The following is a 14,341-nucleotide window of genomic DNA, read 5'->3' on the forward strand; positions in this document are numbered from 1 at the left end:
CCACGGGCGCTACTGCTGGCCCCCAAGCGCAATATTCGCGATCCCGGCCACTGGCCCCCGGAGGCAATACCGGTGGACCCCAGTGAGACGAATATTCACTTGTGCTCGATACGGTCCGCCGGGTCAACCCCGCGGTACTCGGGGCGGATCGCTCGCACGCGGTCCTTAAGCACGGTCATCGAGTGCGGCCAGGCGATCCGCTCGGCGATCACCGTGGCCGGCATCGTCGGATACTCCGCCAGAAGCTTGCGGATCTCCGGTTCGAACGCATCGGCCAGCGATCCCTTCGGGGCTCGCTTGTACTTCGGCGGCTCGGATGAGGCCAACGCTGATCGCACCGTATTCCTCGCTATCCCCAGCCTCCTGGAGATCTCCTTGATCGGCACACCCTCGCTGTTATGCAACCGGCGTATCTCGGCCCACTGCTCCACCAATCACCCTCCCAGGGTCGGGAGGGGTCAAGATTCACCCGTCACCCGGGGGTCAGTATTCACCCGCCGTCGACAAACGTAGAGGGCACGCCCGTTGGTGCAAGGAAGTCCAGTCCTTTCGCGGCTTCCACAGCGCTTTCTATTGACAGTCGATGCGGAGGCGCGTAGGTCAAGCCCCAGAAGGTGGTGTAGGACGGTGATCCCTTCTCCTGTCCTGACTATGCAGCAGGAATCGCGGCAGCAGGTTCCGTAACCACCTCCCCGACACTCTCCGGCGCGGTGCCCACAGCACGACAACGAGCCAGCACCTCGAGCCCGAGATACCGCCGGCCCTCCGTCCATTCATCGGTCTGCTCGGCCAGAACAGCACCGACCAACCTGACGACCGCGTCACGGTTGGGGAAGATCCCCACCGCATCGGTCCGACGTCGGATCTCTCGATTGAGACGCTCGGCCGGATTATTCGACCACACCTGAGTCCACACATCCTTCGGAAATGCGCTGAACGACAACAGATCCTGGCGGGCATTGCCCAGGTGCTCGGCGACCGCCGGGAGCCGGTCCTCGGTGTACTCGACAAGACGATCGAACTGGGCATCGACCGCATCGGCGGTCGGCTGGTCGTAGACCGAATGCAACATCGCCTTGACCGCCGGCCACATGCTCTTCGGACACACACCCATCAGGTTCGCCGCGTAATGGGTCCGGCATCGCTGCCACGCAGCACCGGGCAGGTTCGCCGCGATCGCATCGACCAGACCACGGTGTGCATCGGAGGTGACCAACCGGACCCCGCTCAGACCGCGGGCGACCAGGTCGGCGAAGAAGGTGTTCCATGCCGGCCCGGTCTCGCTGGTGGCCACGTGCAGGCCCAGCACTTCGCGGTGCCCGTCGGCGTTGACTCCGGTGGCGACCATCGCGACTGCGTTCACGACCTGCTTGTTCTCGCGGACTTTCATCGTCAATGCGTCGGCGGCGACGAACGTGAACGGGCCCGCGTGATCGAGTCGGCGTTGCCGGAACGCGGCGACCTGTTCGTCGAGGTCTTCGGCCATGCGTGAGACCTGGGACTTCGACAGTGCGTTGATGCCGAGGGTTTTGACCAGCTTGTCCATCCGGCGGGTGGAGACCCCGGCCAGGTAGCAGTCGGCGACCACGGTGATCAATGCCGCTTCGGCGCGTTTACGGCGTTCGAGGAGCCATTCGGGAAAATACGTCCCGGACCGGAGTTTGGGGACGGCGACGTCGATGGTGCCGACGCGGGTGTCGAGCGGGCGGCGTCGGTATCCGTTGCGCTGGTTGACTCGTTCGGTGGACTGTCGGCCCCATTCGGCGCCGCAGACCGCGTCGGCTTCGGCGGACAGCAGGGCGTTGATCATGGTTTGTAGCAGTTCGCGCATCAGGTCGGGAGACGCGTCGGTCAGGGCTTGGTGCAATACACCCGCAGGGTCGACAATGTGGGGTGCGGTCATCGTGATGACTCCGTTCGAGGATTCTGTGGAAGGTTGACTCGAAGGATCACGCGGTGACCGTTTCACGTCCAGCAGCGACACGCTGTCGGTTGTGGTGCTGGTCACCGGGTTACACCACTCTATGGGGCACTACTGGCGCGTAGCTTTCAGGCACTCGCAGAAGAGGTTTCTACTGGCCAGAACTACCACGTCGGTAGGGGTCGAACTGCGATGAATTGTTCAATCGTTATCGTGCACAGAAAGGCGTTACCCTTGCCAAGCTCTTCAATCACCCAGAAGCTCCATACCGTCGATGTGAGAGGGGTTCAGACGCGTTATTTCGACGACGGTCAGGACAAGGATCCGATCCTCCTCATCCATGGGGGGCATTTCGGGTTCTTCGTACCGCTCGGAATTGAATCCTGGGGCAATGATCCCTCCCGGGATTTCCGGAGGGCTCCTCTCAAGGGAGGATGAAACCTATGGCAGCAGGATCGAAGCGGTACTCGGCTGAGTTGAAGCGAGACGCCGTGGACATGGTGGCCCAGTTGGTGGCCCACGGGTCGGCGGAGTGGCCGGCGATGCGCAAGACCGCAGATCTGTTGGGGGTGACCTCGGCGGAGACTGTCCGTCAGTGGGTTCGTAAGGCCCCGGCCGCTGATGCGGAAGGCGCCTCGAGGGCCGACAACGAGGAGATCCGCAGGCTCAAACAGGAGGTCGCCGAACTCAAACGGGCCAACGGCATCCTGAAAGCGGCGTCGGTTTTCTTCGCGGCCGAAATCGACCGGCCACACCGGTAATTGTGGACTTCATCCGCACCCACCAGGGACATCGGGTGGGTGCGGATGGTCTTATCTGGGGTGTCGATTCGATGTGCGCCGTGCTCTCTGAGCACGGCTGGCGCATCGCCCCGTCCACATACTACGACCACATCAACCGCGGGCCGAGCGCCCGTATGCTCGCTGACGCGCAGGTCATCGATGCGATCTTCATGCTCCGCAAGAACAAACCCCTGACCCGCGTTCTGGGCTCACGAAAGACATGGATAATGCTGCGCAGCAACGGATTAGATGTCGCCCGTTGCACGGTTGAACGGGTCATGCGGGAGATGGGATGGCACGGCGCGATCAAGAAGAAACGGGTGCGCACGACCATCCCTGACGCGGCGGCCAAGCGGCCGACGGATCTGGTCGACCGGCAGTTTTATGCCGCGGCACCCAACCGCCTGTGGGTGGCCGATTTCACCTACTGCCGCACCGAATCCGGTTGGGCGTACACAGCCTTCGTGACTGACGTGTTCGCCCGCAAGATCGTCGGCTGGAAGGTGGCCACGGAGATGACGGTGAACTTGGTGACCGATGCGATCAACAATGCGATCGACAACAGAAAACGTTGCGGGGTAGTCGATTTGAGCAAACTCGTCCATCATAGCGACGCCGGATCGCAGTATACTGCCATCGTGTTCGGGCAGCGATTGGCCGAGGAAGGGATCGCGGCCTCTATCGGCACCGTCGGGGACAGTTTCGACAATGCCCTGGCCGAATCGGTGAACTCGGACTACAAGAACGAACTGGTCGACAACCAGCCCCTGTTCCATGGAGCCACTGAGTTGTCGCTGGGCACCGCCGAATGGGTGGCGTTCTACAACCGAGAACGACCACACAGCTACTGCCACGACCTCACCCCCGACCGGGCAGAGCAACTCCACTACGATCGCATGCGCACCCTCAATCCGGAGGAAGCGCTCACACCATGAGCTCTCCGGAAACGCCGGGAGGGATCACAACGCTCTAGAGGATTTCGGCGAGTACGGCCGTGTCCTCGCGGTCGACAAACTCGGTCAGGGCGAGACTGGTCTCCCGCTGAATGACGAAGACTGGACTGTCGACGCGGTCGCCGAACACGTTGCGAACTTTGCAACTCAGTTGGGGCTCAAGAACCTGACCCTGGTGGGTCACTCGCGCGGCGGCATGACGGCGGTCCTTCTCGCGTTGAAGTACCCTGAGATGGTAAAGAAGCTGGTCATCATCAGCAGTGCGACTGCGGCACCGGCGCCGCCCGTCGGAACCGACATGGACTGAGGTTTTCTCACCAGAGAGTCACCGACGACAGCAAAGACATCCGAACGGTGTGGCGTGAAAAGAGGACGTGGGGTCCTGCCTGGTAGGGATTGTTTCGAGCAAGAAGCAACCCGGAGCAGGACCCCACGTGATTACCTATCGTGCCACGCTCGACGTGCCCGAGCACACCCTGACCTTCGTCGCCCGTATCCTCGCTGCCCACCGCCGCAGGACCGATCGCCGGCCGTGGCAGCGGGCCGCGACCGTCTACGTCCAGGCTCTGATGGTGCTGCGGTGGTTTCGCGACGGCACCGCTGTCGCCACCCTGGCGCGCGATGCCCGCATCTCGCAGGCCACCGCCTACCGGTATCTCCATGAAGGTATCGACGTGATCGCTGCGCACGCCCCGGACCTGCACGACGTGCTCGAACGTGGGATCGAGTCCGGCTGGGAGCATGTCTGTCTCGACGGCACCCTCATCGCCTCGACTCGCTGCCGGGAGCGTTCCGAGTCCGGGCACGACGTGTGGTACTCGGGTAAACATCGCCGCCATGGCGGCAACGTCCAGGTCCTGACCGATCCGACCGGCTACCCGATCTGGGTGTCCGAGGTTGCCCCCGGTTCGGTGCACGACCTCACCGCTGCTCGTCGGGGCGGGATCCTCGGCGCCCTCTACCACGCTGCCGCCGGCGGGATGCCCACCCTCGCCGACAAGGGGTACACCGGTGCCGGGATCGGTGTCCACGTCCCGACGAAAGGCCATGGTCTCGATGCCGGCGCCCGTTGCCGCAACACGGTGTTGTCTGCGATGCGTGCTCCGGCCGAACGCGCGAACGCGCTGCTGAAGACCCGGTGGAAGGCGCTGCAGCGAATCAGTCTGTGTCCGTGGAGGATCGGCTCGATCGCTGCTGCGGCTCTCGTTCTTCTTCACCTGCAAGCACCGGCCTGGTGAGAAAACCTCGTTATGTCGTCCACCCGGAGTGGTACGAAAACAAAGAACCTGTCTCGGTCGTCACGTCATGCGGAATCCTGAACACAGGTGATGAAGATCTTGCCGACAGTCTGATCATCGGCGGACTTTACAGTTTCGAGCTCAGGGACGTGACCGTAGGACAGAACGCGAGAAGGCACATCGTGAAGGCGACACTGGAATGATCTCTGCCTAGGCCATGGGTAGGTCGAGTTCGCTGTCACTACGTCTGTCGTGCGTGTAGCGTCCAAACGCCCGCGCTCCTGCCACGCCCGAACTCGACAACTGGCCGACCGGATCCGAAGAGCGATCGGTAGCCGAAGCTCACTCACCATCCTTGCCAAAGGCTCGCGTGGCCGACTCGGCGTCACCGCGCGGGTGTCGTCGGGTTAGTTCGTCGTCCGGGATGACCGACGCCGACTATCGGCCGAACCGCTCCAGTTTCGTGCTTTCGGCCTGTGCTGCGGTTTCAACCAGTTCCTGTTCGATTAGGGCGGGGATCTGGTCGAGGGGCGCGATCCAGCCGTCTGCACGGGTGAACCAGTTGCCTTCAACTTCCTCCCACAGTGCCCACATCCCTTCCGCGAGTGGAACACTCTCAAATTTGCGGTTCTCAGCGCGGTAGGTCACCCTCTCGGGGCTGGATGAGGTTTGCTCGACCATCGTTTCGGTCTCCTGTCGTCTTATCGACCTGCGGCGCAGGCCCGGGTGGGTAGCCAAAGCGGAGGCAATTGTTTGTCCGGCGCTGGCCCTTTCAAAGGGTGGCAGCGAGGGCCGGTGCGGGCGTTCTGCTTGGGCGATGAGGCCGGTGGTCCGTGTAGGTGCCGCTGTGCGACTGCTGGCGGTGAGCGTTGATCTGCGGGATCTGGGGTTCGCGAACCGACATCAGCGGCGGCGATCAGTGGCGGCGCTTCTCTGATCATGGCAAAGCCTCACCCGCGGGAGGTTGGTGAGGCTTTGCCAGCTTGTCCGACGCCAGCTTGTCCGACCTCAGGAAGCGTTGAGTCTCGCGTCCTTGTCCTTGCAGCGCTTGCAGGTTGGCACTTCCCCCAGAACTGGATGCTTCAACGTGGTTGTTGCTTCGTTCGTGCACATCGCAAACCATCGGCACGTCCCCATGATTTCTCTCCTATTCCTGAACTGTCTACGATCTTGAATTTCGGCTCGCCGCTCGATCCGTTTGCGAACGAGTTCGCCGACGCGGAGCTTGTCTACTAAGCGGTTCGAAGCCTACTAGGTCTCAACACTTTTCATTGATGTCCAGTGCCCGGGTGAATGGCAGGCCCTCTCAGAAATTCCACCGGATGTCACCCCTCATTCTGATCTACCGAGACGTGGCATGCGGGCCAGGATGGGGCGATGTGATGTAACCCTGCTGTTCATGCGGATTCGATTGTCGTCGTTGATCGGCCGTCACACGCTCGCCAACGAATCCTTTTCGATTACTACACCTCGGATAGCGAAGGAGGCGGGGGCGTGAACGAGCGAGTACGCGAACATTCGGGGGTTCCCCGGGTGCCAGAGCCTCGACCGGAGTCCCCGACCTGGTCGCGTAGTCCATTCGGGCTCGTTTCCGTTGCGGCGCATCCCCACAAGCGCGGAAGCCGCGGACACCACAGCATCGACGACGTCGTTTCCGGTCAGGTCCGGTTCGTCATCCACGTTGCCTGCCTCGGAAATCCAATGAGCGGTGAAGCGCACGTACTCGTTCTCTTCGACTGACCGGAGGGCATTGGCCAGCGCCGCCGGAGCTTTCGGGGAAGTCGCCGTACGTGGGTAGCCGCGTATCGCGACGTCGATATTGTTCTTGGCCCGAGGTACGAGGAAGTCTTCGAGGAACTTGATGTCGTCCGCGTTGTGGTCGACCCGTGAGGCATGGTTTTTCAGTGCGAGAACGTATTCCGGGGTTGGTACGCAAACACTGAGCCCTGGAACTTCCAGTACGACTTGCTGCGCGGGCTCCGTTTCGGGAAACAATCCCTTCACCACGTCGTTGACCCACGCGTCGGACAACCTCCCGCGTCGCCTGGACACCACACGGGCAGTTTCGGAGATTACATTTGTCGGCTCGAAAACGGCGGTGACGTCGGTTGTCAATCGACGGGTGTTGAATGCCACGGATAGGACTGCGCCGCCGTCGCCGAAGAACGCACCTCGCACTCCACGAGATGCGAGTTCGGCTCCCAGTTCGGTAAGCAGCTCGATCGACTGGTCCTGCGTCAGCATCTTCCCTCCATCCATTCGCGTTTCCTTCCGGCCTAGATGCTCTCCGCTGCTTGACCTTCGCAGATCGCACCGATCGCATCCAGCAGAGCACGCCTGGTCAGCGTTTGTGCGAAGTCGGTCGGAGCATTGACTCACCACTGTTGACAGCCCAATTCGGCGTCGATCTGCCACAACCATCCCAAATTGGTTACACTCCCAATATGGCTATCGAGACATCTGCGGATGGAACCGAAGAACGGTTCGCGCGTCGGGTCCGCATAGAACGCGAGGCCAGGAACCTTTCCCAGGCTGACCTCGCGAAACTGCTCAGCAGGAACGGCCTCCGCGCTCACTCGACGACGATCGCGAAGATCGAAACCCGCGACAGCGCACACCCCCGCACCATCCGACTCGACGAGGCCGCTGCGCTTGCGCGCATCTTCGACACCACACTGGACGACCTCATCGGCAATCCCCGTCCGTACGACCCCAACGCCGGTCTCGACCTTGTGTCAAAGACCGCGCACCATACCCAGCAATCGATCACGTTGGCCATCGACCAGCTCAACGAATCGCTCAACGCCCTCTCCGCCGCAGCGGCCCACGGCGACCACTCGGTCGATTCCCCCGCCGTCGATCTGCCGTTCCAACGTCGAGCGCTGATCGAGGCGGCACGGCCCAAGCTCCGCGACGCCGTGCACGCCCTCAAAGCCGTGCTGCACGACATCGGCGGCTACCCGCTGTATCCCGAAGACACCGTGCGGGAACGCTTCCGTGCGCTGGCTCTCCACATCCGGGACACAGTTACTCCTTTGACCAGCCCCGAGGGAACAGACAATCACCTGTTCTCCAACGACGAATGCACTTGTGGATGGATGGGCAGCAAACGCCATCATCTGGGGCATCGAGAATGGGTCGCAGAACAACGAGCGATCGCCGATTCGATCGAGCCTTCACTCCCACAAAGTAGTTCAGACGCTCAGCTCAGCAGCTAGCCGTGCAGACCAGCACGCAATCCACTGTCTACCAACACAAAACGGGAGAAGCGCCATGATGTCCGACAAGATGAAAATCACCCTCAGCGCATTGAACGGCTACGAGTCCATAATCGGCCGGGGAACCACAGCCGGAGAAGTTACGGAGTCCGGGGGATCCAGAAGCTCACTTGCAACAGCCGTCAAGAATGGATGGGTTAATACCTACCCCAAAGAAGTCCACGCTTCAGAACGGCGAGCGCCAGCCTATTACCTCACGAGCGAGGGTGAAACTGCGCTCAAAGCACAGCAGTAGCTTTCTGACTTCTCGAACAGTCGGCGGCGTGCGAACCCTATCTGCCGAACGAAACCCGAAGCCCTTGTTGACAATGGAATATCAACAAGGGCTTCGGGTTACTGAGGATAGAACCAGATCCGAGAGCAACTTTCGTCATACTCCCCGGCGTCTTTCTTTGTCATCACTGGTCTCCCCCGGCGTCGTCAGAGGACATCCTCCCACGCGCCGCCCGATTTCCGAGACTTCGGCATGAAGTATCCGTCAGGGTTGATGATCCACATCAATTCGCGGCCGTCAGTGATCTTCAGCAATTTCACTGCGCCGTCGCTGTTCGCCGGGCTGACGAAGCAGTCGCCAGCGGGAGACTGGTCCTGCCAGTGGTCGATTGCTTCTTTTTGCTCGTCGGTGAGTGCGGGTAGTTCAAAGGCCATGTGTATGTTCCCATTCCGTTGTATCGGCGTCGAAGCGGACTGTGAGACTTGCAAGCTGGTGATCAAACTATCGCAGATTGGGGATGCCCGGATTTCAGGACTACGTTCCACCGGCCGGTATTCGCTATTTCTCGTCATGCGGCGGTCGACAGCCGCGTAACGATTTTCCTCATCCATCCACGGCTGCGATGCGCTACCCTCCGCTGTCGGTCCACTGAATCTCCGCGTCGTGCGGAGCTGGCGCGTCAACTGTTGCGAGGTAGTCGAGGACCATCATTCGGGCGACGTCGAGATCTCGCGTTCCGTATGTCTGCGTGTATCCGTGCCCCTCGATGTGGAGTTCGAGTCCGTTCTGTCGGCGCCAGCCGCGCCACCATGGACCTCTGCAGGTCCATCGGCTGACTGCCACGTGTATCGCTGCCATGAATCCAGTCTGGCAGGTCCGGGTCATCGGAATGTGCGACCCGCACCTATCGGCACACCTCCGGGGCGTGCTGGTGCAGCGCCGAGTTGCTTGCCCACGCCGCGGTCGGTGGGATGCCGCTCTTGCGTGTGCCTGTGGGACTTGCATGTTCGTGTTCATCCCACAAGGCCAGTGCGCCCTGTCTGTCACAATCATGCGTGCCCATTCCTACAGCGTTCACTCCCCTGCGGAAGCCTCGCCGCCGACGCGCTCCGGCTGCCATGTTCGGAATAGTGTCGGTCGCGCTCCTCGCGGGCTGCAGCTCCGGAAGCAGCGATGCCGGGGCTTTGGACTGGGACTCTCTCCCGTCCTCCTTCGCCACTGAATGCAGCGTGTGGACGAACCCGGATCCGGATTCGTTCGCGACGAACACGCCTCCGCCTGCGGAAGTGCAGGTCCGGGCAGCGACCGTCGAACACACCACTGGTGATCGGGTCAAGATCAGCTTGTCGTTTCTGGCTCCGCCTCCCCCGCCGCCCCTTCAGGTGCCCGGGGTCGGAAGCCAGACGATCGCACAGCCAGGATCCGTCGATTTCTCGTTTGCCGTGTACCCGAGTGGGATGAACGGCCCGAACGACTACAGCCTGTTCTTCCAACGAGATACGCAAAACGTCTGGACGGTCAGCGGAAGCCGCACCCTGACCCCGGAACGCGCGAAATCGGGATTCGATCTGGAGAGTGTTGTCGGCACCGTGGATTCATCCCGTGTGATCGGAAACGATCTGATTGCCGAGGTCGATCTGGCTCAATTTCCGGCGGTCTTGCGCGAGCCGGTCTTCGCTCCGGACGTTCAGGTCTCGAGCAAGCAAGCGATCCCGCGCGATCCATACCGCCTGCCGATAGAAGGCCCCAACGGCGGTCCGCCCAAGACCGGCCCGAGCAATATGGGGCTGTTCATGTTCGCAACCCAAAACTGCTCCGCCACCGACTCTGACATCGCTATGGACGGCGGCGCATTCACGAGCACGTTCGAGACGGAACCACGCTCTGCCGCAGTGGATCCCGAGACGTTCGCGAACCCAACGAAAGCAGGGTCCTACCAGTTCACGACCAGCGACGGAAACTTCACCTGCGGAATCAACCTGTCCGGGATCGCAGAAGGCGCGGGATGTCACGGCGCAATCCCCACGGACGCCGCGTGCACCGTCGGCGGCACGTCCACCGGCGCTGACTGCACCCCGAACACGATCTTCATCTCCGCCACTTCCAAAGGCATCCAGCAAGCTGAACGGCAGCGGTACGCCAACGGCAGTACCGCAACTGTCCTGAACAACAACGAAACTCTCCGCGTCGGCGACTACGCCTGCGTCGTGCGTGATGACACGGTCCAATGCTCCGACAATGCGGGGAGTGAATTCTCGGTCTCACCGACCTCGGCTACCGTCACCTGAACCGGGAGAACGGGAGAACTGATGCTCAGTGCGGATATTTTGCTGGCGGGCCCGCGGGGGCGCCGGATGCTGCTCGCGTACGCGATCGACGCCGAACGCGCCCTGCGGCCCGAGCCAGGCGACGGCATGTTCCGCATCAGCGCTCACCGGGCGGCTTATCACCTCGACGTCGGGCAAGGCACCTCCCGAGTGTTGTTCGGCCCGGGCGCCGAAGAGGCCCGGCGGACAATAGTCACCGCCGAGGATGTGGCGCGTAGCCTCTCGGAAATCTCGCTCCCCGACGTCACCGCCGTCGATCTACGCTCCGCCCTCGCAGAAGCCGTCGATGCGGCACGCTACTGGCAGGAACCCGACGGAGAAGACGTCCTCGTCGCCACCGAGGTTATGCAAGATGAGCTTCGACGCGTCGCGGAGCACATTGCCGGATCCGAACAGGCGCAATGGTGGAGCAGCCCGCTTGCCGCGCCCGACCAATGGACGATCGGGTGCCGAGATGACGAATCTGCGAACACAGGCGAAGTGCCTGCTGCGCAACAACTCCTCAGCGAGTGGCGCACGAGCACCCTGGAATCGGAAGCGAGAGCCGAACGTGACCGCCCGGTGGATCCCGCAGCGAACTGGTCAGGTTATTGGTGGTCGGATCCACCCACTCAGTGTTCGACGAGGGCGCTGTTCGACGGGACAGCGGCGGGCTTGTGGTTCGTCGAAGACAGCATGGGATGGGAACGGGCCGTCGTGCGAGCGTTGCGGCCACCGAATGGCGCACGCATCTACGAGATCGACAGTGCACAAGCCTGGGCGGATCTGTGCAGACGGTTCCCACTCGAGGTCACCGCAGAAACGCGGCAGGTTTGGTACCGGACTACCGGCCGATCAGGCAGGTGGGTCATCCCGGACTGGGTGCAGGTCGCGGAAAGTTCTGAGGGAGTGCACCTTACCGTGACGGGATACCTCGCGGCGGCAGGAACCGCGATCGACGTCGATGCCGACACAGCGAGCGTCATCGCGGGCTGGGCACCCGACGAAACATACTGGTTCACCGACGCTGCCACCTACAGTTCCGAGCCGTGTGTTTGGGTTCTGCACAATGGCTCGGACGTGACCGACCAGCCCGCCTGGACGCTGGAATCGCAGCAATGACGACATACGTGAACGCAGTTCAGGCATGAGATTTCACGAGAAGTCGATCGCTCTCGCCATCCGCGTGGGGCAGGACTACTTCACCGGAAACACCTGCCCGCAAAACGGAGATGCCGACACGAACGTCGAATCCCTCGGCCACGGCGACAACGACATGTACGAATATCGGGTCAGCTGTCCCGTGTGCGGATGGCAGGAGTACCTACGTGCACGCGGAATCACGCAGAAGGACGGTCCCAGTCCCACCTGAGCGATCGCCCCTGTCGGTCGTCAAGGGCCGGTGAAGAAGTCGTCGTCGACATGAATGCCGGTTTCCACGTCCGAGAGTTCGAGCGTAAATGACTTGTCCACCCACCTCAGGGGGATACCTGTTTGTGCGTCGAACGCGGCTGTGGAATCGAGGCCGAGTCCGTCCGGTGGCATCGCGAATTCCCATGCCGGGCGCCCGTTCACCTCCACTGCATCGCCGATCGTGTCCGGTGGGAGTAGATCTGTGAACCGTGTGGACGGCCACGAGAGGTGGACGAGGAGGAGTTGTTCGAGGTAGATGTCGAGGCTGTATCCGCTGCTTCGTCGTTGGAGTGTTCCGTCGGTGCGGAACCATGTCTGTCGTTGCCGGTTCTGCAGATACAGCGTCCCCTGCTGGTCTGCCAGACGGATGCAGCTGCGCGGTTTGTACCAGAATTCGAGTTGAGCGCCGGGACGCCCACGAGATCGTGTTTTGGTGATGACAGCATGCAGCGGGGTTCGATCCGCGCCCCAGTAGCGGTGCGCGACTGCCCTCCACGACGACGGGTTGTCGCGCCCCGGGAGGGTGTGGGGGTCGGGGGAGGTAGTTTGTTGGTCCCTGGGGACGACGGCGACGCTGAAGACGCCCGCCTCGAACACGGCAGCGGGTACTGCTACGCCGGTGATTCGTTCGGCCAGGGCGAAGGCACCTTCCACTGCATGCTCGCCGGGCTCACTGCTCGCATCGTCATCGATGCCGATGCCGCCGACATCGAGAATCAGGTCCACGAGCCGCTCGTCCCCGATCACCGGGTTGGAACCGAAAAGTTCGACATGGGCGACCCGTTCGCCATTGGACCACCAGACGAATTCGCTGTCGGCGTTCACACTGAGGTAGTGCGAGACGACCTCACGATCGGGGAGCAGTGGCAGCATCAACTCATCCGTGACGGCGAATGTTCCGCCGTTGAGCTGCAGCAAGAAGGTGTTCTCCTCGTCCACCATGGCGACGGCGACCACATCGCTCGGGCCGGGGACGTCGGATTGTTCGGCGAGGTCCAGTGCCACCCCGCTGAGTTCAGCAATACCGATCGCTTCGGTCACATGGGCAGCGCCGAGCGTGTCCAACACCTGTGCGGGGGTGCGGCCGGGGATGGCGGCGACGCAGTATCCGAGAGCGAGACTGCCGTCCCGATACGGTTGGAGCCAGGAGTAATCGCGGTAGGTAGCCACAGCTCCACAGTTTCACGGAAGACCGCCAACAGGCAGCGAATGCCGAAGTGCCCCCGGCTCATATTGAAGCCGCTCCCCCCGTGCGGGCGGATTCGCGGCGGGATACTAACCGGCGGCACCGCCAATCCCGGTGAAGGGACGTGATACGAAATACCCATGAAAAGACCCTTTGTTGTGGCCATTGCAGCGCTCGCGCCGCTCGCATTCCCCGCTGTGGCGAGCGCCCAACCGACTGATTCGACACTGCCTCCAGTGGTGACACTCACCAGCGGCGACTCGTCAATCACCGCGACCATCACAAACCCGAATGGACCTCGTGTCGTCAAGGGGTACACGCGCACCTGCACCCTCTCGATTGACGGCAGCCCCGAAGGCTTCAGCGACTCTGTCCTCCCCTTCGAAAACCCCGACTGGCAAAACCACCCGTCAGACCCCACTGACGCCACCATTTATCCTCAGGCCGGACAGACGGTCACGGTGACACGAACTGGCCTCCCCCAGGGTCGATACAGCCTGTTCGGACTATGCGGCCAAATGAGCCACGGGGGCGGATGGATGTGGGGCTCCGGACAACTTTCCGAACGAGTCCAGTACGAAATTCTGGTCGGGCCTGAACCGAGGCCTGAACCTACCGGCTCCCTCGCGTTCGGTTCGTAAGGCACACCAACCAACTCGGGGGCTTCCCAACGCCGGAAGTCGATCATGGTGGGTCCCACAACGATGAACCAAACGTCGGCTCAGACGCATTGGATGCACATACGCCAGCCTTGAGTGCGTACGACCCAAGCGTATCGAATAGAAACGAGCCGGACGAAAGCAGCTTTCGCGGAACGGATTGCGACCGTTCTTGCTGCTTTCGCCCGACTCGCCTGTCTACCTCACCACTATGACTGGTCGAAACTGTCGTTCGCCTGCCTGCGACGCAACTGCCCCTGACCGCTTCCGATCGAAGTCGGAAGCTCGTACCACTCACTCGTCCGAATATACAGAAGCGGCGCCAGTTCTCGCGCCGCCGTGAGCTGACGGTCCCCACTTGTCCGGCCAATCCGTCCCGCAGCTACCCTCC

Annotated in this window: 12 protein-coding genes and 1 pseudogene; 7 read left to right on the plus strand and 6 right to left on the minus strand. The window is 62.0% G+C overall.

The genetic code is table 11. From position 1 onward, the window contains the following. Positions 1-110: 110 nt before the first annotated feature. Both KXC42_RS24595 and KXC42_RS24600 read right to left on the minus strand, forming a co-directional pair. Positions 111-431 (minus strand): annotated as a pseudogene (locus tag KXC42_RS24595) (IS21 family transposase); the annotation flags it as partial. Between the two features lie 218 nt (positions 432-649). Beyond that, positions 650-1,903, minus strand: a complete 1,254-nt coding sequence (locus KXC42_RS24600) for an IS256 family transposase (RefSeq protein WP_012477009.1) — start codon at positions 1,901-1,903, stop codon at positions 650-652. Between the two features lie 461 nt (positions 1,904-2,364). Between KXC42_RS24600 and KXC42_RS24605 the strand changes: the two genes are divergently transcribed. The 3 genes from KXC42_RS24605 (at position 2,365) to KXC42_RS24615 (ending at position 4,894) form a co-directional block, all read left to right on the plus strand. Beyond that, a protein-coding gene (locus tag KXC42_RS24605; protein WP_156354424.1) for an IS3 family transposase occupies positions 2,365-3,638 on the plus strand; the annotation gives its coding sequence in 2 pieces (ribosomal slippage) (positions 2,365-2,644 and positions 2,644-3,638; 1,275 coding nt in all). 106 nt (positions 3,639-3,744) lie between these two features. Further along, on the plus strand, positions 3,745-3,963 hold the full coding sequence (locus tag KXC42_RS24610) for an alpha/beta fold hydrolase (RefSeq protein WP_257606237.1): 219 nt from the start codon (positions 3,745-3,747) through the stop codon (positions 3,961-3,963). A 127-nt stretch (positions 3,964-4,090) separates the two neighbouring features. After that, positions 4,091-4,894 carry an IS5 family transposase gene (locus KXC42_RS24615; protein ID WP_219130572.1) on the plus strand — a complete coding sequence of 268 codons (804 nt, stop codon included), beginning with the start codon at positions 4,091-4,093 and terminating at the stop codon, positions 4,892-4,894. A 438-nt stretch (positions 4,895-5,332) separates the two neighbouring features. Here the strand turns inward: KXC42_RS24615 and KXC42_RS24620 are convergent, their stop codons facing one another. Beyond that, complete coding sequence (locus tag KXC42_RS24620; RefSeq protein ID WP_064257834.1) at positions 5,333-5,575, minus strand: hypothetical protein; 243 nt, start codon at positions 5,573-5,575, stop codon at positions 5,333-5,335. A gap of 750 nt (positions 5,576-6,325) precedes the next feature. Further along, the gene (locus KXC42_RS24625; RefSeq protein WP_064257179.1) at positions 6,326-7,153 is read right to left on the minus strand and encodes a hypothetical protein; all 828 of its coding nucleotides are present in this window, start codon (positions 7,151-7,153) and stop codon (positions 6,326-6,328) included. Positions 7,154-7,338: 185 nt separating this feature from the next. Between KXC42_RS24625 and KXC42_RS24630 the strand changes: the two genes are divergently transcribed. Beyond that, positions 7,339-8,112 carry a helix-turn-helix transcriptional regulator gene (locus tag KXC42_RS24630; RefSeq protein WP_064257178.1) on the plus strand — a complete coding sequence of 258 codons (774 nt, stop codon included), beginning with the start codon at positions 7,339-7,341 and terminating at the stop codon, positions 8,110-8,112. Between the two features lie 480 nt (positions 8,113-8,592). Here KXC42_RS24630 and KXC42_RS24635 read toward each other — a convergent pair whose 3' ends face one another. After that, a complete protein-coding gene (locus tag KXC42_RS24635; protein WP_219130573.1) occupies positions 8,593-8,997 on the minus strand; it encodes a hypothetical protein in 405 nt (134 codons plus the stop codon). A gap of 846 nt (positions 8,998-9,843) precedes the next feature. Here KXC42_RS24635 and KXC42_RS24640 point away from each other — a divergent pair. From KXC42_RS24640 to KXC42_RS24650, 3 genes are read left to right on the plus strand one after another with little or no spacing between them, the layout of a single operon-like run. Further along, positions 9,844-10,674, plus strand: a complete 831-nt coding sequence (locus tag KXC42_RS24640) for a hypothetical protein (protein WP_156665545.1) — start codon at positions 9,844-9,846, stop codon at positions 10,672-10,674. Between the two features lie 21 nt (positions 10,675-10,695). Next, positions 10,696-11,814, plus strand: coding sequence for a hypothetical protein (locus KXC42_RS24645; RefSeq protein WP_064257175.1), 1,119 nt, complete (start codon positions 10,696-10,698; stop codon positions 11,812-11,814). 25 nt (positions 11,815-11,839) lie between these two features. Then, positions 11,840-12,064 (plus strand): hypothetical protein, encoded by a 225-nt coding sequence (locus KXC42_RS24650; RefSeq protein WP_064257174.1) that lies wholly within the window; start codon positions 11,840-11,842, stop codon positions 12,062-12,064. Between the two features lie 20 nt (positions 12,065-12,084). Here the strand turns inward: KXC42_RS24650 and KXC42_RS24655 are convergent, their stop codons facing one another. Then, complete coding sequence (locus tag KXC42_RS24655; protein ID WP_064257173.1) at positions 12,085-13,275, minus strand: DUF6461 domain-containing protein; 1,191 nt, start codon at positions 13,273-13,275, stop codon at positions 12,085-12,087. Between the last annotated feature and the right edge of the window lie 1,066 nt (positions 13,276-14,341).

Origin of the sequence: Rhodococcus sp. LW-XY12, assembly GCF_019317345.1 — a bacterium.
GTDB lineage: Bacteria > Actinomycetota > Actinomycetes > Mycobacteriales > Mycobacteriaceae > Rhodococcus > Rhodococcus pyridinivorans.

Coding starts and splice junctions, on each gene's coding strand:
- KXC42_RS24600 (WP_012477009.1), bottom strand. CDS start 1,903: ATGACCGCACCCCACATTGTCGACCCTGCGGGTGTATTGCACCAAGCC.
- KXC42_RS24620 (WP_064257834.1), bottom strand. CDS start 5,575: ATGGTCGAGCAAACCTCATCCAGCCCCGAGAGGGTGACCTACCGCGCT.
- KXC42_RS24625 (WP_064257179.1), bottom strand. CDS start 7,153: ATGGATGGAGGGAAGATGCTGACGCAGGACCAGTCGATCGAGCTGCTT.
- KXC42_RS24630 (WP_064257178.1), top strand. CDS start 7,339: ATGGCTATCGAGACATCTGCGGATGGAACCGAAGAACGGTTCGCGCGT.
- KXC42_RS24635 (WP_219130573.1), bottom strand. CDS start 8,997: ATGGATGAGGAAAATCGTTACGCGGCTGTCGACCGCCGCATGACGAGA.
- KXC42_RS24640 (WP_156665545.1), top strand. CDS start 9,844: ATGAACGGCCCGAACGACTACAGCCTGTTCTTCCAACGAGATACGCAA.
- KXC42_RS24645 (WP_064257175.1), top strand. CDS start 10,696: ATGCTCAGTGCGGATATTTTGCTGGCGGGCCCGCGGGGGCGCCGGATG.
- KXC42_RS24650 (WP_064257174.1), top strand. CDS start 11,840: ATGAGATTTCACGAGAAGTCGATCGCTCTCGCCATCCGCGTGGGGCAG.